The organism is Desulfonatronovibrio magnus (assembly GCF_000934755.1).
GTDB classification, from domain to species: Bacteria; Desulfobacterota; Desulfovibrionia; order Desulfovibrionales; family Desulfonatronovibrionaceae; genus Desulfonatronovibrio; species Desulfonatronovibrio magnus.
The window spans coordinates 60398-77158 of sequence record NZ_JYNP01000030.1; the positions used below are offsets into that span (position 1 = coordinate 60398).

The window sequence follows — 16761 nt, forward strand, 5'->3', positions numbered from 1 at the left end:
ATCCTTTATCCAGTCTGGGTTATAGTATTGAGGATGAAATATGACATCCCGCACGTTTCCGGCTGATTTAGGGAATAATCAGGAACCAAGACGTTTTTTTGATCTTTTCTTGCTTGTGTTTCAGGTAAGAAAGTGGTTATCTGCCCCGAAAGCGAAGCCATTATCGGTTATTGCTACTCAATTTTATTTTAATTTTGCACAGTACATGATTCAAAAACAATCTTCCATTAAGTTGAGTTAAAGCCGCTAATCTCCGGAAAGTATTCGATTTTATAGAAAGCGGTACTTGGATCGTTCTTTTTGATGAGTTCGACATCATCGGCAAGAACCGGGACGACAGCCACGAACATGGGGAGATAAAAAGAGTCGTCAACAATTTCCTCCAGATGCTGGACAACATCAAGGGTGACAGTCTTATCCTGGCGGCAACCAATCACCAGTACATGCTTGATCCGGCGATCTGGCGGCGCTTTGACGATGTTATTTACTACGAACTTCCTGATGACGATATCAGAAAAGCATTGTTTGAACTCTACCTGAGGCCGATCAAAACAGATCCTGATATCGACTTCCTAAAAGCCGTGACTTTGACACAAGGGCTCTCGCCTGCTGATATAAAAATGATAACCGAAGAAGCCATGAAATTGTCTATTCTTGATTCAAGGCCTTGTCTTTCACAAGGCGACATCGAGGCAGCCATCCATAAATTCATCCGCCGTGAAAAGGTCAAGAATAACCAGATGGGAGATCGATAATGGACAAACATGACCATCTGCGACTGCCAGTATACAGCGATAATGTTGAACGTCAGAAAAAAGGCGGTTTCGGCGTTTACAGTTTACCGGAGGGGAGGGGAAAATCGGCGTTTTCTCAAGCAGCCAGGAAAAAAGCGGAAACAATCTCTCAATCATTTGCCGCATTAAAGAAAAAATTCGCCGGTCGGATTACCCCGTCCTTAATCTATGAAATCGAAATCAACCAGAGTGTGTCGCCGGATGCTTTTGAGAATACACTAGCATCCATGGGAATCCATGTCCTTTCTGTCGCGGAAAACAGAAAAGGCTTCTGGGTTGTTTTCAGCGATGACGAGACACTGGCGGAATTTAAAATAAAGCTCGCAACATACGGTAGTGAAGATGGCCCCAAATATGACTTTTTTAATGCTATCGACTCCTTTCAGGACATTCCCAGAGAGAAAAAAATCGGCAAGGGATTGTATGATAGCCATGGAACGATAACTGAGGACAGAGGAGGCAAAATCCCCCTTCTCAATAATCGGACAACAGAAGACATCATCCAATACGATTGCGGTACCAGCTTTGCCGCTCCCAAGGTCGCATATCTTGCCGGGAAGATAGCCAATCACTTTCCACAAGGGTCTGGTAACTTTATTAAAAACATGTTGCTCATCGGGGCGGACTATCCAGCCAAGCCAAGCAAGGACTTTTATCAGACCGACAAACCTCGAGACGCCGACAAAGCCCACCTGGCAGTTTGCGGTTATGGCGTGAGCAGCTTCGAAAGAGCCGTGAATTCATTTGGCAACAGAGTAGTGCTTTGGGATGAAGGGTGGATTGGGCTGAACCATGTGCGGGTTTATTCCTTGAATCTGCCCGATATTTTCTTTTCCGAGCCAGGCAGGAAGAGAATAATCGTTACCCTCACCTTTAATCCTGAGACACGGCTGACCCGTGGTGACAGCTATCTGGGAAATCGAATGGAATTTCATGTGTTCCATTCAATCAACCCGCAATCACTGATTGAAAAATACGGCGTTATTAACGAACAGGCGGAACAGGCAGGGGTTCCTGAGGGTTTGAGGAAGTATAAAATTGACTTCTTTCCCGGCAGCAACACAAGAAAAGCCGGTTGTCATCAAAAGGCGTGGAAGGAGTATAAGCGAGAACCCAAAGATAGACCAGCGCCTCCGGTTTCACTTGTTCTTCTGAATTTCAACAAGTGGATTACAGATGAAACAAGGTTGCAGGACTACTGCATTTCTGTAACTTTTGAACATGAGAAAGAAAATCGTTTATACGCCCAAATAAGAAATTGTATACAAGCACGGGTTCGTATTGAGACTGTATAGTGTCAACGAACATATGGACAAAATCATCTAATCCGCTATTGATAGCAGAAATAGGCTCCTATTGAGTTTTCTCTTTGTGTACCGGCCTACGACCTGACTCCGGAAGAAATTGAGGTGGTGGAAGGACAAAAATGAAAATTTTCAGAGCTATTTCATTACAAACCACTTAAAAAAGGTTGATTGACCTGAATTTGATTCAAAAATGCCATCCATCAGAAATCCAGGGGGCTCCTGGCCTCCTTTCTGGTTTGGCTCTTGACGGTATGGGTGTAAATCATTGTCGATCTGACATCGCTGTGCCCTAAAAGTTCCTGGATGGTGCAATGTCGTAGTTGGCCTGGAGCAGGTGGCTGGCAAATGAATGGTGGAAGGTATGCGAGGTAATGCGCTTGGGGATCTGAGACTTTTTTACCGATTCCCGAATGGCCTTCTGCACATGGGATTCATGAAGGTGGTACCGCTTGCGCTGTCCGGTTTCAGGAACATGGGTCAGATAGGTTGACGGGAAAAACCACTGCCAGACTAATTCCCTGGCGCTGTTTTTGTATTTTTTCTCAATACTGTCGAACATGAATACTCCGTCATAGCCAGCCTCCAGATCTCTGGCATTTAAAGCCTTGACCTGTTCCAATTGTGAATGCAGCCTGGGCATAATATTCTGGGGCAAGGGAACAGTCCGGTCTTTTTTGCCCTTACCGTCGTGGTTAAATTGACAAAAAATAATCAGTCAACGTTCGTCAAAATGTGTTGGCCCATTGATTGACAATGTATATACAGAGGGTTATCATTTACATATGAATATCTTCTGGGACGAAGACAAGAATAATTGGTTGAAAGCTGAACGCGGGATATCATTCGAAGAAATTGCTGACCAAATTATTCAGAAGCATTACCTCGACATTATTGAAAACCCTACTCGGCCTGATCAATTGTATTTTGTGATGCTAATACGTGATTACACGTGGATTATACCATTTCTGTTGAACGAGGAAGACCAAATAATTTTGAAGACAGCTTTTAAAAGTCTTAAGTACCATAAGTTGTATGCGGAGGATAAAAAATGAATCATAAATTAACTAGCGAAGAGCAAATCATAGAAGATAATCTCGACAATTTTAAAAGTGTATCTGATGAAAAGCGCAGCCACATTGAATCAATTATAGAAACAACCAAAAAAAATAAAGCAATTAGTATGAGGATGTCAGCCTTTGACCTTGAATTGCTAAAACAAAAAGCACAGCGAGAAGGAATGCCGTACCAGACTTTATTGAACACTATAGTTCATAAGTATGTCACCAATCAATTAGTAGATAAGAACGAAGTAATAAAAACAATCACAATGATGAAGGAAAATGAGGCAATTTAACGCTTGGGCTCCAAGGGTGTCATGGGGTAGGGTGTCATGGGGTCGGACCTAACCAAGTTATTGAACTAATTGAGTAAAGGGTCTCTACAGGGCCAAAAAATTACCTTAGGATGCCTTTTTTGGGGCCAAAAACATAGATGTAACCATATTATGCCCAGAGCCAGCAGATATTTATTGTCTGATCATGTGTGGCATATTACCCATAGATGCCACAAAAAGGAATTCCTGCTTAAATTCGCCAAGGACCGTAGCACATGGGTAAAATGGTTGTTTGAAGCCAAAAAGAGATACGGGCTTCAGATATTGAACTATACGGTTACTTTAAACCATATTCACTTGCTGGTACACGGTCATGAAGACAAAGATGTTATACCCAGGTCTTTACAATTAATAGCTGGCAGAACCGGCCAGGAATACAATCAGAGAAAAAAGCGTAAGGGTGCTTTCTGGGAAAACAGGTATCACGCTACAGCTAAAATCAGCTACTTGCTGGTCTCAGAGGCCCCGCCATGAGTATCAAAGGGACTGCCTGACCCGCGCAGTCGATACTTCATCGATCATATGCAGGTAATATTTTCTTGTTTGGAGAAATTTTGATGCACTTTGAGATTGTTAGCATACAAAAAGCTGTTCGAAATAGCAGACATAGATTTACACTGCATGCACTTGAAAAATTGATCGAAAAAGATATCTCACCTGAAGAAGTTCGAGAGGCTATGCTCGCTGGAGAAATCATCGAAACATACCCAGAAGACAAATATGGCCCATCATGTCTGGAGCTTGGAAAATGTAAAAATGAAAAAATTCTTCACGTTCACTGTTCAGTAGATCCAGTATGGATAATCACAGCCTATTGTCCTGCACAAAAACCAAACAAATGGGATAGTTTTTTCAAAAAAAGGAGATAATCATGAAATGCATTGCATGCCATGAACAAATGGAATCTCGTACCGGTGAAATTGAATTGCGGATCAACGGGAGATTGTTTTTAGTTGAGAATGTCACCTATCAGCAATGCCTGTCTTGCGGAGAACGAGTACTCAATCCAGAGACAAGCCAAGAAATTTTCCACAAGGTCCGCTCCAAGCAGTATACACAGAAGCACGTCTTGCTTCCTGTTGTACAAAGCGAAGTAGCCATGACCGGATGACATGTTGGGCGTTATGTGAAGCAGCCTGCATTATTTGAAGAACACGGCAAATTTGGTGAACAAGAACCAGCAGAGGCCAACATGCTGGAGTGGCGAGTGTTTGAGGATCGCGATTTAGGTTAAATCATAAATAATATCGAAGGTTTATTTTAATTTTGGCCTAAATCGATTGATTCTAACGCCAAACAACGGGCTTTTTTGAAACATAAAACATATAACTAATAAGGATAGAGTCGACCAGAAAGCCGAGATTATTGGCTCTGGGTAGAAATGGGAATGGTCGATCTCTATCCATTGTTCATGAAGCCCGATGTGCCTGGCAGTGAGTATGGGTAAAGCTTTTTTGAGGATTGTTTCAGGAGGGAGTAAGAATTGTCCTCAGGTCCATTCGGAGTGCCTGGTGGAGATCAATTTTGTCTTTTTTTGAAAAAATCTGGTAAAAACCGGCACAGTTTGCAGGTTTATTGTCCATTTCTCCATACGTTTGACGCACCAATGCTGTCCTCCTTTCGGGGGGTACTGAGAGAAAGCATATGCATTTCCGAAAGACTGGCAGGTTATGTTTTTTAACCTGAATCCCAGAATCCGGCTTTGCACGGAAGTATCAGCTTGATAAAGACCAACAAACCTTCACAGTCAGGGCAATAGAGTTTGCCGGCTTCGGAATCCTTGGATTCCGGGAGGCTGTCACAGTGTTCCTCCCAGTCGTCTGTAGAGATCAGAGCCTGAATGTCAGAAATCTTGATTTTGCAGGAGGCGTTCATGAAGCCGTAATGACGGACCTTCATGAAACCTGAGGGCAGGACGTGTTGCAGGAACCTGCGCATGAACTCCAGGACATTCAGGACCATGGTCCGGATTCGGTTGCTGCCGTGTTGTTTACAGGTAAAGGTCACGGTCCTGTTTTGGACGTTGACGATTCTACTTTTTCCGATGGCCACTCTGAAGACATAAGGCGCAAGATATTTTAGGGCTGTCCTGCCATCGCCTACTGCCTGGGAGTTGACATTCCAGTCAATGGTCCAGGCATCAGGGTTGATTTCAGTAAGAAGCTCTGCTTTTGACATTTGCTCTTTGAACAACGCCTTGTAGATTTTTGACAGGGCCTTAACCGGAACAAAGAAACCATTATTCGACGCCATCCACGTTTTCCTGTCCGCTGAAAGTCTTCCGCCTGGGACCAGATAATGAATGTGTGGATGATAGTTCAACTGCCTGCCCCAAGTGTGCAGGATGCCGGTGAAGCCGATCAGCTGAGCGCCTATATACTTTGGGTCGCCTGCCAGACGTTTCAGGCTCTGGGAGGATGCCGTGAACATGGCGCTGTAACCCTTGTCTTGATGACAGCGTATAAAGGAACGAAGTTGTTCCGGAATGGTAAAAGTGATCATGAAGTACTGCCCGGAAAGCATTCGTTCAAGCTGTTTTTGCAGCCATTGTTGTGACTTGTGGTACTGGCATACCGGGCAGTGACGATTCCCACAGGACTGACTAATAACTTGCACCTGTCCGCAGTCCTGACATTGGTAGATTGTTTTTCCTAACCTCCCTGAGCGGCAATCAATTATGGATTGAATGACCTTCCGGTGATTTCTGGGAAGATTGGGGAAGGTTGTTATGTACTCTGGGCCAAAGCCTTCGAAGATCCCCTTGATTTTGCTCATGGCTCAGAAACCTTTCATCAGGTCGTTGATCCGTTGACAGGCATCTTCCTGTCCATTCCGGGAGAGATGGAGGTAGACCATGGTAGTCATGAGCTGGGCATGCCCCAGGTAGTTCTGGATAATTCTGATATTGACTCCGGCTTCCAGCAGGTGTGTGGCATAGGAATGTCTCAGGGTATGAATAGATACACGCCGTTTGGTTATGCCTGCCGCAAACCTTGCTTTCCTGAAGGCGCCCTGGACGCTGTCTATGGCCATGGGTGTCAAGGAAGTCGGCCCAAGATTGTGCCCCCTTCCCAGTGCCGGAAAAATGAGTTTGGGATTGCGGTGCGTTTTCCAGTATTGCCGGAGAAGAAGCAAAGTAGATTCCGGCAGTGGAACAAAGCGGTCTTTACAGCCTTTGCCTCGATGCACATGAATCATCATTCTCTGGGAATCGATATCAGATACCTGCAGGTAGAGGGCTTCCTGGAGTCTGAGCCCGCAGGTATAGACCGTGGACAGGTAAACGTAGTTGTGAAAGGTATGGACCCGGGCCAGCATCTTGTTGATTTCTTCTCTGGTCAGGACACAGGGCAGCCTTTTTTCTCTTTTTGCTCCCAGGTAGGAGGAGATATGCCAGTCCTGCTTGAGAACATTGATAAAGAAGAATTTAACCCCGCTGTATGCGATACGCAGAGTGGCCGGAGCCCACTGATCAACATTTCTTCGGTGCAGGAAGTAGTCTTCCAGTTCCTGCTCAGAAATCCGGTCTGGGGTTTTGCCATAAAAATCGACAAGCTTTCGAATTGACCTGGTGTAGCATTCCTGGGTACGTTCACTCATACCTGCAAGTTGCAGGGCTTTCATGGACCTCTGGTAATAGTCTTTCATCATGAACCTCCTTAAAGTTGGAAAGTGAATAAAGGAGATTATGAAGAATGAATGGTGGGTCCTGCAACTTGCAGGTATTAGCGGATTAAGAAAAAAATTCGGGCTGGGCTAATCTGCCGCGCAGCGGCTTACTTGAACAAGGCCGTAAACGCGGACGCATTTTTCGTTCGCTACGCTCACTACAAATGCGCCGGTTACGGCTGGCGTTAGCGCTTAAAATAGAATTGACATCAAGTATGACCGGAGTTATACTTTTTTATGACCCAAAATAACCACAATCCAAAACTCGGTGCAAACAATGAAGACAGCCATTTCTATACCTGACAACATATTTCAGGCGGCCGAACAGTACGCGAAAAGTCACGGGGTATCTCGTAGCAAATTATATTCAGAAGCCGTCGCCCAATTCCTCGAAAAACACTCCAAAGACCAAATTACCCAAAGATTAAATGAACTATACTCTGACCAATCTTCCGAGATGAATGAAACTATTACTACCTTACAACTCAACTCTCTTGAGAAAGAAGAATGGTAATAAAACGGGGGGAAATTTGGTGGGCAGAATTACCCGAACCTCAAGGGTCTGGGCCTGGGTACAAAAGACCATTGGTTATCATTCAAGCCAATGAATTCAACGAAAGCAAAATCAACACAGTAATTGCCGCAGTCATAACAACAAATCTTCGGCTAGCCGCAGCACCAGGCAACATAATACTTCCAAAAAAGAAGTCAAAACTACCCAAAGAAAGCGTTATCAATGTGTCTCAAATCATCACAATTGACAAATCGTTTTTAACAGAAAAAGTAAACTCATTGCCAATGTCCGTAATGCTCCAAGTTGACGAAGGTATGAGGTTAGTTCTCAACTTGTAACCAGCTAATATCACAGCAAATTGCGCTAACAATTTAATAAACCTGACAGCAAGCACGAACGTTTTGTGGCTTCGATCAGCTTGGGTGTAAAAAGGTGCCTCCCCGCAAAACCCAGTTCGCTTGCTGCAGGTTATCTCAGCGTTGGAACCACTAAAAATGAGGAATTTAAATTATGACTGAAAGAATAGAAGATAAAATGATTGAGCACTACAGGAACATCGTACTTCAAAAGCATCCTACGTATTCACATTCCTGGCCGCTGATTTCTGGATACAACTCGAAGGTTGGATCATTTAAAACATGGCTTGCGGTATGGGGGTGGACCTAACCAAGTTATTGAACTAATTGAGTAAAGGGTCTCTACAGGTCCAAAAAAATGCCTTAGAATGCCTTTTTTGGGGCCAAAAACATAGATGTAACCATATTATGCCGAAAGCCAGCAGATATTTATTGCCTGATCATGTTTGGCATACCCCGGTGAAATGGGAAGACCCCGATGAAATCCAGAAGAGCTGGACTGCTGGCGCAGTATTTCATGGGGCAAGGATTTCACTGGGTAAATAACCCATTGATGCCGTAAAAAAGAATTCCTGCTGAAATTCGCCAAGGACCGGTCAGCTTGGATCAAATGGTTGTTCGAAGCGAAAAAGGGGATTATCATTGAAAGGAGTTTTGATATGTCCATGAAAAATCCGCCTCATCCAGGGCTGTTTGTGAAAACGGAGATACTGGATTCCCTTAATCTGTCCATTTCAGAAGCAGCCGGTTTGCTGGGCGTTCGCAGGGCCACCCTGTCTGCCCTGATCAACCAGAGGACCTCTTTGTCCCCAGAGATGGCCTACCGTATTGAAAAAGCATTTGGAGTCAGCATGGATATGTTGCTCCGGATGCAGGCAGGATTTGATGCTTGCAAAATGCGTCAGAAAAAGCCGGAAATTATTGTTAAGCCTTATGAGCCTGCTGGAGCACATTGAGCCCCAGTTGATCAAAATCAGGTCTGTTTAGGCATCCCCCTGAATGCTTACCATCAGGAATAACTTTGAAAATCCTTTTAACAGTGATCAGTTCACTGTTTCCATTTTTGAAACAGCTCAACAGGAAGCTTCTCGTCAGCAGCAGGAATGAGTTGAATTTGTACAGCAGGAGAGATTATGCAAAGAAGAGGTTTTATCAGCATGCTTGGTGCTTTTTTTGGGGCGCTGGTATTTGGAGGGAAAGTTCCAGAGGTAAAAGCCAGGGTTATTCCAAAGCCTGTATCTCTTTTCCAGTGTCATGTGGCAGGATTTCCTTATTATCAGGGTCCGAAAATCTTTTCAGATCTTCAATCTGGCCAAAAATTAAAATTATTACGCGAGCCTAATAACCCCCACGACAGCAAAGCCATTGCCGTATTCACCTCAAACGGTCACAAACTTGGCTATATACCCAGAACTCACAACCCGCTTCCTGCAGATCTCATGGATAATGGACACAAACTCACAGCCGGCCTGAGTTCAGTTTCTTCGGATATGGGGGATTATAGCTGCCTGGAGATGGGGATTTTTGTGAAGGGTGGTGGCTGGCAGGGGTTGTGATTTAATTTTGCAGGCAGGATAATGTAATTGTATCGGAAAACAAGAAAAATTACGAGGAATTACATTATAATAAGTGTTTATGAAAAGGAACGTGTCAATGGAAATGTGGTTCTGTAAAAAAATTGGATAACCTGTTGGGTAGATTAAGCTTTTTGGGTACCTATTAACCATGTTGTGGTTATTATCGACCTTGACGCATGAGTACCTTTTTCGTCATTGCCGGGCCTGTGGAGGATCTATCAGAGACTGAAAAAAATTCTAACTGTTTTTCAATCCAAATCAGCAATAACGGACCCGGCAATCCATCTTTACCTGAAAAACAGAAAGATATGGATTTCCCAGTCAAGATGGAGAATGGCCAGGTTGGAACTCCTTGATCGTGGTAAACAATTATCGTTCTTGTAACCTGCTTTTGAAAAAGTTGATAAACATTATAATTATAAAGATAAAAATAGCGCAAGAAGATTCAAAAAATTGGAAGATTGTTTAAAACACAGAAAAAATATTGCCAAGCAAAATAATAATGAAAACGATGCGTTAAGAATTCAAAATCTAATCCAAGGTGTAATTGATTACATGCATTATAGAGGAAGGCATGGCTTGATTAATGATTTAGAGACTGCTGCTGATAATTAGTCGTCCCAGAAAAATTTGATTTTTTCAGGGACGACTAATTACAAATACTTCTTCAAGGATTGCCCTTCCTGTCTTCGAAGGAGGCAAAACAATCAGCCCTTTGTCCTCAAACTTTCGAAGCAGAATCCGGCAAACCTGATCTTTAAAAATACTGTTTCTCGATACGTGTTGACCCTCCACTGGTGAGTGGGTAACATTGAGAAAATATTGAGGTGAGAAATGCAAAATTACACAGTGGAAACAGAAATAATGAATGACGGTTCACTCATCATTAAGGGCTTGCCCTTTCAGTCTGGTGATAAAGTCGAGGTCATTATCCGCAGCCACAAGCATGGCAAGAAAAAGGGTACATGCTATCCTCTCCGTGGAAAACACATACGTTACAATGATCCTTTCGGGAGTGTTGCCCAGGAGGATTGGGAAACTCTGAAATGATCATCCTAGATACTCACATCTGGGTCTGGTGGGTACACGGGGATGAGCGAATCACCAGCTCCCAGACAGAGGTCATTAAAGCCAACGAGTCAGATATCATCGGTGTAAGTGCAATCTCAGCCTGGGAGATCGCAAAGCTTGTTGAATATGATAGACTGACGTTGCCATGTCATTTGCAGGAGTGGTTTTCCGAAGCTCTGAGCTACCCAGGTGTTCGCCTGATTGAACTCACTCCAGAGATTGCTGTAGAATCTACAAAACTCCCAGGCGGGTTCCACCGTGACCCTGCAGACCAGATCATCGTAGCAACTGCAAGGCTTCAAGATTCTGCGATTGTTACTTCTGACAGTAAAATCCTGCAATATCCTCACGTCAACTCTGTATCATAAGGTCAAGCAGGCTGTTTATGCATTTATCGCGGGATTCCCAATGGCAGGCGGTTTCTCCGCCTTCCCCATGTGGCGCTTGGGAGAGTGTTGGAGTCAGCCCCCCATGGTCAGCAAAATGCGTCAGAAAAAGCCGGAAATTATTGTTAAGCCTTATGAGCCTGCTGGAGCGCATTGAGCCCCAGTTGATCAAAATCAGGTCTGTTTCGGCATCCCCCTGAATGCTTACCATCAGGAAGAACTTTGAAAATCCTTTGTCTCTGCTTAGCGCTTTGCATGTTGCATGGCTTCCTGCCCGGAGGCATACAGCCCAGAGGCATACAGCCCGGAGGGGGACTGGCTCTTCCGGGACCCACTTGTTTTATATTATGACACGTTTAAAGCATTGGGTGATGCTCAAGTGGGGCCCGGAGTGCCTGTCCCCTGCTTACCTTAAAAAGGTCTAAACTATTACGAAAAATGGAGGTTTTGGGTGGATAAGCTGAAAATGGAGTCCAAAGACCTGGTAAATGAAAATATTGACAGGATTCAGGAATTTTTTCCGGGTGTGGTTACTGAGTCTAAGGACAAGAAGGGCAGGCTCATCAGGGCAATTGATTTTGATCTGCTTAAGCAGGAACTGTCCGACACTGTGGTTGAAGGAGAAAAGGAGCGCTATCAGCTGACCTGGCCTGGAAAAAAGCAAGCCATGCTCATGGCCAACCTGCCCACCACCAACACCCTGCGCCCGGTCCAAGAGGAAAGTGTTGACTGGGATAAAACTGAAAACCTGTTCATTGAAGGTGATAACTTAGAGGCGCTTAAGATATTGCAGGAATCATATCTGAACCAGGTCAAATGCATCTATATTGATCCTCCATACAATACTGGTAAGGATTTTGTCTATAGGGATGATTTCAAGCAGAGCAGGCAGGAATACCTTGATCAGTCCGGGCAGGTTGATGAAGAAGGCAATCGTCTTTTTCAGAATAATGAGAGCAATGGCCGTTTTCATAGCGACTGGCTGAGCATGATGTATCCCAGGTTGAAGCTGGCCAGAAATCTGCTGCGAGAAGATGGGGTTATCTTTATCAGTATTGATGATGGTGAGGTGGCGAATCTGAGAAGAATATGTGATGAAATTTTTGGTGAAGGTAATTTTTTAGGAACAATTGTGTGGAAAAAGAAAACTAATGGCAACAATATGGGTTATATTCCACCTGTTCACGATTACTTTATTGTTTATTCGAAGAAGGCTTCTGATAATTGTTTGCTTGGTTTGCCATTATCAGAAGAATACATTGAAAAAAAGTATTCAAATCCTGATGATGACCCAAAAGGCAGATGGACGACAACAGATCTGTCTGCCAATCATAAAGGCCCATACTTTCCAATAAAGAATCCAAATACTGGTGAATTGTTTTACCCTCCCAAAGGACGCTATTGGGTTTTTAGTAAAGAAGAAACTTTAAAAAGAATCGCTGATGGCAGAATTATTTTTGGAAAAACTGGTAATGGTAGACCTATTCAAAAAAAATATTTGTCAGAAAGAACTTCAGTGAGAAGAAAGGCGGAGTCATGGTGGGATAAGCACGGTATGAATCAAGATGGTACAGAAGAACTTGGTGGTTTAGTAGGAACAAAGGTAGTTGATCATCCAAAGCCATCAAAAACTTTAAAATATATTAGCGAGTTATCGACTAACTCAAATGAAATTATTCTCGATTTCTTCGCAGGTTCCTCAACCACAGCCCACGCAGTCATGCAACTCAACGCCGAAGACAAGGGCAAACGCAAATACATAATGGTTCAATTACCAGAACCATGCCCGCCTGACTCAGAAGCCCATAAAGCAAGATATAAGAACATTGCTGAAATCGGCAAAGAGCGCATCCGCAGAGCAGCCGGAAAAATCAAGGAAGAAACCGGGGCGGATATAGATTACGGGTTTCGGGTATTCAAGGTTGATTCCTCCAATATGAAGGATGTTTATCATCACCCCCACAAAACCACGCAAAGGACCCTCCAGGATCTCATCACCAATATCATGGAAGACAGAACAGCAGAAGACCTGTTGATTCAAGTTATGCTGGATTCAGGTCTGCAGCCGTCATTGCCCATGGAAAAGAAGACTGTCCAGGGCAGGGAAGTGTTTTTTGTTGCCGGCAATTCCCTTGTGGCCTGTTTTGACAAAGACATTCCTGAGCAGCTTATTCACGACATAGCTGAGCATAAGCCTTTGCGGGTGGTTTTCCAGGACAAGTCATTCCAGGATGACGCAGCCAGGATCAATGTGGATGAGCTTTTTAAAACTCTGTCGCCTGGTACTGAAGTCAAAGTGATTTAACGGAGTCAATCAATGAAGCTGAAATTTAAGATACAGGACTTTCAGACTCAGGCAGTCCAGGCAGTGGTTGATTGTTTTCAGGGCCAGGGCAATCAGCAGTCCAGGTTTACCCTTGATCCTGGCAACAGGGATATTGGTTTGCTCAAATTTACCAAATGGCAGCTGCCGGGCTTCAAAAACCCAGATGTTTTTCTTACTCCGGACGAGGTTCTGGAGAATATTGTCAAGGTCCAGACCAGAGAGGGACTGTGCCTGTCTAAAGAATTGGAAGGGCAATTCAATCTGACCGTTGAAATGGAAACCGGTACAGGCAAGACATACGTCTACATCAAGACCATGTTTGAGCTTTTCGAAAAATACGGCTGGGGAAAGTATATTGTTGTGGTTCCATCCATTGCTATCCGGGAAGGGGTGCGAAAATCCTTTGAAATGACTGAAAAGCATTTCATGGATCTATACGGTCGCAAAGCCAGATATTTTATCTACAATTCCAAAGACCTGTCCAAGATTGATCAGTTTGCCGGAGATTCCGGCATCAACGTCATGATCATCAATACTCAGGCATTTAATGCCAGGGGCAAGGATGCCAGAAGGATATATATGGAGCTGGATGAATTCCAGTCCAGGGAGCCTATTGATGTCATTGCCCGGACCAGACCGATACTTATCATTGATGAACCGCAGTCGGTTGAGGGCAAGAAAACCAAAGAGGCTTTAAAGCTGTTCAAACCATTATTTTTCCTGCGCTATTCAGCCACCCACCGTGAAGAATACAATAAGGTTTTTCGCCTTGATGCTTTGGATGCTTATAACAAGAAGCTGGTCAAGAAGATCAATGTCAAAGGTATAACCGTCAAGGGTTCTACTGCCACGGACAGCTATTTATACCTGGAAGGCATTGATCTGAGTAAGAAACATGCGCCTTTGGCCAGAGTCGAGTTAGAGGTGAAGTCAAAGTCAGGCGTAAGAAGAGTGCTCAGAAAACTCTCCACCAATGACAACCTTTATGATCTTTCCGGAGGTCTTGAGCAGTATAAAGGTTATATTGTTTCCCAGGTTAATGGACAGACCAATACTGTTGAGTTTGCCAACGGGGTTATTCTGGAGGCTGGAGATGTTCAGGGTGATGAAAATGAAGCCACTCTCCGGCGCATCCAGATCAGGGAAACCATAAAATCACACCTCAAAAAGGAAAAGGAACTGTTTCCCAGGGGCATTAAGGTTTTATCCCTGTTTTTTATTGATGAAGTTGCAGGATACAGAAAATACGATAAGGACGGCAATGTGGCTCCTGGTGATTATGCCTTGATGTTTCAGGAGGAGTATCAGGCCCGGATTGATGAAATTCTGGATCAAGCCGAAGGTGGCGATCCATACGCAGAATATTTAAGGCGGATTGAGCCGGAAAAGACTCATAATGGATACTTTTCCATAGACAAAAAGGGGCGGCTGACAAATCCAAGGCTTGGAAGACGGGAAACTGATTCACAGGATGAAACAGCTTATGATCTGATCATGAAAAACAAGGAAAGACTGCTCAGCTTTGCCGAACCCACCCGTTTCATCTTTTCCCATTCCGCCCTGAAAGAAGGCTGGGACAACCCCAATGTTTTTCAGATCTGCACCTTGAAGCACAGTGAGTCCACCATTAAAAAGCGCCAGGAAGTAGGCAGAGGACTCAGGCTTTGCGTTAATCAGGATGGCGACAGGATAGACGGATCTGTGCATGGAGTGGATGTGCATCAGACCAATGTGCTTTCTGTTATAGCCAGTGAATCTTATGAGTCCTTTGTCCGGGAACTGCAAAAAGAAATTGCAAGCACACTTTCAGACCGTCCAGTCAAAGCTGACAAGGAATTCTTCCTGGGTAATGTCATATCCAATGAGCGCCAGGAAGAGATTAAAATTGATGAGCGTATGGCCAATAAAATTTATCAAACCTTTGTGCGCAACAATTATGTGGATGAAGAGGACCGCCTGACTCAGGATTATTTTCAGGCTGTTGAGCAGGATGCTCTGGCCCTGCCCGATGAGCTGAAACCATATCAGGATTCGGTAAAAGAGCTGGTCAGCAGGATTTATGATGAAAAGGCGGCAAAGTGGGCTGAAAATGAGCGGGAGCTGAATGTTGAGCTTAAACTTAATAACCGGAATTTTTCCAGACAGGAATTTCAAAAGCTCTGGAAGAAGATCAATGTCAAATCAGCCTATACAGTGAGTTTTGAATCAGATGAGTTGATCCAGAAAAGTATTGCCGCCCTGAATACCAGGCTGAGCGTTTCTGATCTTTCAGTTGTCATCAGGGATGGAGAGCTGAAGGAGATAAAGTCCAAGAGTGAACTGGAATCAGGCCGGTCATTTACATTAAAAGAATCTCAGTCCAAGAATGTGTATGGAAATGTTTCTTCCGGGGTGCGCTATGATCTGGTGGGCAAGATTATGGAAACTACCCGTCTTACCAGAAAGACCATTCTAGGCATACTTTCCGGAATGAATGAGGACAGGTTTGCACTGTTTCAGAAAAACCCGGAAGATTTCATTATCAAGGCAGGCAGGATCATCAATGAGGAAAAGGCCTCGGTCATTATTGAGCGCATCACCTACAATCCCACAGATAAGATCTTTGAAACAGATATTTTTACTCAAAATACCATGAAAGGAAAACTTGGAGTCAATGCCTTTGAGGTGGAGCGCCATATTTATGATCATGTGATAACGGATTCAGGCATTGAAAGTGAGTTTGTCCGCAAGCTGGATGCCAGCAAGGCAGAAGTTACTGTCTATGCCAAGCTGCCCAGGGGCTTTTTCATTCCCACGCCTGTTGGTGACTATAATCCGGACTGGGCCATTGTCTTTAAAGAAGAGGCAGTCAAACATGTCTATTTCATAGCTGAAACCAAGGGCAGTATGAATTCATTGGAGCTTAGAAGAATCGAGGAAGCCAAGATCCACTGCGCCAGAAAACATTTTGAACAAATCAGCAACAGCACTGTTCAGTACGGAGTGATTGACAGCTATGAGAAGCTGCTGGATGTGGTGAGGTAGGTCTTGAAAGCTGACATGGATAATCTGCAAGTAGAACCAGACACTTGTTGCGAATGCGCGGATGGGGTCGGGCCGCGGCAAGTGCCTGATATCAAATACTTAATTATCAATTTTGCTTTTTAAAACAGTCCTATATGGCATTTTTGGGAGCCCAAAATATTTTTTTTCTCAGAACATTGTGGCGTGTCATGCTGGAATGAAGATTAAAGATTCGACTGCAAAAACCCTTTTTTGCAGCCGCAGGAATCAGGAGACAGCCTCCGGCCCATAGGGGCCTATCATTAGGTTTGTGGTTTGGGGTCGGACCTAATCAAGTTATTGAGTTGATTGTATAAATATCCTCT

General features: G+C 44.0%; 16 protein-coding genes and 1 pseudogene. 13 read left to right on the forward strand and 4 right to left on the reverse strand.

Translation table 11 applies throughout. From position 1 onward, the window contains the following. Window positions 1–251 precede the first annotated feature (251 nt). Window positions 252–755, forward strand: a pseudogene (locus LZ23_RS04260) (AAA family ATPase); the annotation flags it as partial. Continuing rightward, a complete protein-coding gene (locus LZ23_RS04265; RefSeq protein WP_045211866.1) occupies window positions 755–2089 on the forward strand; it encodes a S8/S53 family peptidase in 1335 nt (444 codons plus the stop codon). The pseudogene LZ23_RS04260 and the gene LZ23_RS04265, both read left to right, overlap by 1 nt. Before the next feature lie 301 nt (window positions 2090–2390). Here the strand turns inward: LZ23_RS04265 and LZ23_RS04270 are convergent, their stop codons facing one another. Further along, complete coding sequence (locus tag LZ23_RS04270; RefSeq protein ID WP_332308260.1) at window positions 2391–2816, reverse strand: tyrosine-type recombinase/integrase; 426 nt, start codon at window positions 2814–2816, stop codon at window positions 2391–2393. A gap of 333 nt (window positions 2817–3149) precedes the next feature. On the opposite strand from LZ23_RS04270, the gene LZ23_RS04280 reads away from it, so the two are divergent. From LZ23_RS04280 to LZ23_RS04295, 4 genes are all read left to right on the forward strand, one after another. Continuing rightward, window positions 3150–3455, forward strand: a complete 306-nt coding sequence (locus tag LZ23_RS04280) for a CopG family antitoxin (RefSeq protein WP_045211868.1) — start codon at window positions 3150–3152, stop codon at window positions 3453–3455. 174 nt (window positions 3456–3629) lie between these two features. Beyond that, a complete protein-coding gene (locus LZ23_RS04285) occupies window positions 3630–3968 on the forward strand; it encodes a transposase (protein WP_232300401.1) in 339 nt (112 codons plus the stop codon). Window positions 3969–4033: 65 nt separating this feature from the next. Further along, complete coding sequence (locus LZ23_RS04290) at window positions 4034–4363, forward strand: DUF4258 domain-containing protein (RefSeq protein ID WP_084590886.1); 330 nt, start codon at window positions 4034–4036, stop codon at window positions 4361–4363. 2 nt (window positions 4364–4365) lie between these two features. After that, window positions 4366–4605 carry a YgiT-type zinc finger protein gene (locus tag LZ23_RS04295; RefSeq protein ID WP_045211871.1) on the forward strand — a complete coding sequence of 80 codons (240 nt, stop codon included), beginning with the start codon at window positions 4366–4368 and terminating at the stop codon, window positions 4603–4605. A gap of 566 nt (window positions 4606–5171) precedes the next feature. Here LZ23_RS04295 and LZ23_RS04300 read toward each other — a convergent pair. Together LZ23_RS04300 and LZ23_RS04305 are read right to left on the reverse strand one after the other, a co-directional pair. Beyond that, on the reverse strand, window positions 5172–6269 hold the full coding sequence (locus LZ23_RS04300; protein ID WP_052507113.1) for an IS91 family transposase: 1098 nt from the start codon (window positions 6267–6269) through the stop codon (window positions 5172–5174). A gap of 3 nt (window positions 6270–6272) precedes the next feature. Further along, window positions 6273–7145: a site-specific integrase gene (locus tag LZ23_RS04305; protein WP_045211872.1), complete on the reverse strand. Its 873-nt coding sequence runs from the start codon at window positions 7143–7145 to the stop codon at window positions 6273–6275. Window positions 7146–7670: 525 nt separating this feature from the next. Here LZ23_RS04305 and LZ23_RS04315 point away from each other — a divergent pair. The 5 genes from LZ23_RS04315 to LZ23_RS04345 all read left to right on the forward strand — a co-directional run bounded on the left by LZ23_RS04315 (window position 7671) and on the right by LZ23_RS04345 (window position 11049). Beyond that, window positions 7671–8015 carry a type II toxin-antitoxin system PemK/MazF family toxin gene (locus LZ23_RS04315; protein WP_198145895.1) on the forward strand — a complete coding sequence of 115 codons (345 nt, stop codon included), beginning with the start codon at window positions 7671–7673 and terminating at the stop codon, window positions 8013–8015. A 677-nt stretch (window positions 8016–8692) separates the two neighbouring features. Beyond that, entirely contained in the window at window positions 8693–8989 is a 297-nt protein-coding gene (locus LZ23_RS04325; RefSeq protein ID WP_045211877.1) for a HigA family addiction module antitoxin, read from the forward strand. A 177-nt stretch (window positions 8990–9166) separates the two neighbouring features. Next, window positions 9167–9589, forward strand: coding sequence for an HIRAN domain-containing protein (locus LZ23_RS04330; protein WP_052507114.1), 423 nt, complete (start codon window positions 9167–9169; stop codon window positions 9587–9589). A gap of 855 nt (window positions 9590–10444) precedes the next feature. Then, window positions 10445–10660, forward strand: coding sequence for a hypothetical protein (locus LZ23_RS04340; RefSeq protein WP_045211881.1), 216 nt, complete (start codon window positions 10445–10447; stop codon window positions 10658–10660). Beyond that, a complete protein-coding gene (locus LZ23_RS04345; RefSeq protein ID WP_045211883.1) occupies window positions 10657–11049 on the forward strand; it encodes a type II toxin-antitoxin system VapC family toxin in 393 nt (130 codons plus the stop codon). Before LZ23_RS04340 ends, LZ23_RS04345 begins: the two co-directional genes overlap by 4 nt. 143 nt (window positions 11050–11192) lie before the next feature. On the opposite strand, the gene LZ23_RS25285 is transcribed toward LZ23_RS04345, so the two are convergent. Then, the gene (locus tag LZ23_RS25285; protein WP_269745158.1) at window positions 11193–11324 is read right to left on the reverse strand and encodes a hypothetical protein; all 132 of its coding nucleotides are present in this window, start codon (window positions 11322–11324) and stop codon (window positions 11193–11195) included. Window positions 11325–11518: 194 nt separating this feature from the next. Between LZ23_RS25285 and LZ23_RS04360 the strand changes: the two genes are divergently transcribed. Beyond that, window positions 11519–13372: a site-specific DNA-methyltransferase gene (locus tag LZ23_RS04360; RefSeq protein ID WP_045211888.1), complete on the forward strand. Its 1854-nt coding sequence runs from the start codon at window positions 11519–11521 to the stop codon at window positions 13370–13372. A gap of 12 nt (window positions 13373–13384) precedes the next feature. Beyond that, the gene (locus tag LZ23_RS04365; RefSeq protein ID WP_045211889.1) at window positions 13385–16417 is read left to right on the forward strand and encodes a type III restriction-modification system endonuclease; all 3033 of its coding nucleotides are present in this window, start codon (window positions 13385–13387) and stop codon (window positions 16415–16417) included. Window positions 16418–16761: the final 344 nt, after the last annotated feature.

Excerpts from the sequence above, each read along its gene's own strand:
- LZ23_RS04265 (WP_045211866.1), top strand. The coding sequence starts at position 755 with ATGGACAAACATGACCATCTGCGACTGCCAGTATACAGCGATAATGTT.
- LZ23_RS04280 (WP_045211868.1), top strand. The coding sequence starts at position 3,150 with ATGAATCATAAATTAACTAGCGAAGAGCAAATCATAGAAGATAATCTC.
- LZ23_RS04295 (WP_045211871.1), top strand. The coding sequence starts at position 4,366 with ATGAAATGCATTGCATGCCATGAACAAATGGAATCTCGTACCGGTGAA.
- LZ23_RS04300 (WP_052507113.1), bottom strand. The coding sequence starts at position 6,269 with ATGAGCAAAATCAAGGGGATCTTCGAAGGCTTTGGCCCAGAGTACATA.
- LZ23_RS04305 (WP_045211872.1), bottom strand. The coding sequence starts at position 7,145 with ATGATGAAAGACTATTACCAGAGGTCCATGAAAGCCCTGCAACTTGCA.
- LZ23_RS04315 (WP_198145895.1), top strand. The coding sequence starts at position 7,671 with ATGGTAATAAAACGGGGGGAAATTTGGTGGGCAGAATTACCCGAACCT.
- LZ23_RS04325 (WP_045211877.1), top strand. The coding sequence starts at position 8,693 with ATGTCCATGAAAAATCCGCCTCATCCAGGGCTGTTTGTGAAAACGGAG.
- LZ23_RS04330 (WP_052507114.1), top strand. The coding sequence starts at position 9,167 with ATGCAAAGAAGAGGTTTTATCAGCATGCTTGGTGCTTTTTTTGGGGCG.
- LZ23_RS04340 (WP_045211881.1), top strand. The coding sequence starts at position 10,445 with ATGCAAAATTACACAGTGGAAACAGAAATAATGAATGACGGTTCACTC.
- LZ23_RS04345 (WP_045211883.1), top strand. The coding sequence starts at position 10,657 with ATGATCATCCTAGATACTCACATCTGGGTCTGGTGGGTACACGGGGAT.
- LZ23_RS25285 (WP_269745158.1), bottom strand. The coding sequence starts at position 11,324 with ATGCAAAGCGCTAAGCAGAGACAAAGGATTTTCAAAGTTCTTCCTGAT.
- LZ23_RS04365 (WP_045211889.1), top strand. The coding sequence starts at position 13,385 with ATGAAGCTGAAATTTAAGATACAGGACTTTCAGACTCAGGCAGTCCAG.